Genomic DNA, 1,052 nt, shown 5'->3' on the forward strand with positions numbered 1-1,052 from the left:
GATCTGCTGGCCGTGGTCTCGTTCGGGCCAGATGACGAAACCGTTCATGCCGACGGTGCGCACGAGTGTGACAAGGTGCTCGGTCCACTGGGCGGCTGGCCCCTGGAACGGGCCGGCCGACTCCGGTTGGATGACACCGGCGATGTTGTAGACCCGGCGGATCGTGTCCGGATCGCGGCCCGCCGCCAGGGCTGCGTCGTCGATGCGGCGGACAGCCGTGGGCAGTGCGTCGAGTCCGAGGTAGGCGTGCGAGGGAAGCCAGCCGTCCGCCTTTGCACCGGTCAGTGCCAGCGTGCGGGGCCCGTACGAGCCCAGCCACAGCCCCAGACCGGGGGCCGGCGCCGGGCCGGGGTGGACGCCGGCCAGCGAGTAGTGCGCGCCGTGCGTCCGCACGCTGCGCTCGCCACTCCACATGGCCCGGATGACGGTGATCGCCTCTTCGAGTGCGTCGGCGGCCTCCTTCGGCGTGCGTCGGGAGCCGCCCATGGCCTCGATGGCTTCCCAGAAGGCGCCGGCGCCCAGGCCGAGCTGGACCCGGGAGCCGGTCAGTCTGTCCAAGGTCGCCGCAGCCTTGGCCAGCACCGCCGGCGGGCGCAACGGCAGGGAGCTGACCGTCGGGACGAGCGTGACATGTCGCGTCCGCGCGGCCAGGAAGGTGAGCAGTGTCCAGGTGTCGTCGAACGCCGCTTGGTACGGGTGGTCCTGGATGGTGAGAAGGTCGAGGCCGAGACTGTCGATGAGTAGTGCCTGCTCACTGGAGCGGCCGACGGGGAGGGCATTGGGCTCTACGTTCGCGCCGAACAGGACAGGGAGGGGCATGAAAGTCTCCTGAGCGACCGGCGCTTGCTCGACATCGGCCGCGGTGGTGGGAGCGGGAAAGGAAACGGGCCCGCCGTCGCCTCGGAGGCAGTGCCTTCGAGACCGGGCGGCAGCCAGGGGTGGCGGCTGTTCCGGCACGGGCACTCGGGTCCGTGAGCGGTTCAGCGCGGTGGGCCGAGGATGACGCCGCCGTAGAGTTCGGATGCTTCCGCCAGGAGGGATGTGGGGATGTC

The 1,052-nt window shown here is 70.7% G+C and carries 1 protein-coding gene; it reads right to left on the reverse strand.

The window, feature by feature from the left end; translation table 11 throughout:
• Positions 1-819: LLM class flavin-dependent oxidoreductase (locus tag OP79_RS49000; protein WP_033329739.1), on the reverse strand; the 819-nt coding region annotated here is incomplete at its 3' end.
• Positions 820-1,052: the final 233 nt, after the last annotated feature.

It is taken from the genome of Streptomyces yerevanensis (genome assembly GCF_000716805.1).
Classification (GTDB): domain Bacteria; phylum Actinomycetota; class Actinomycetes; order Streptomycetales; family Streptomycetaceae; genus Streptomyces; species Streptomyces flaveus.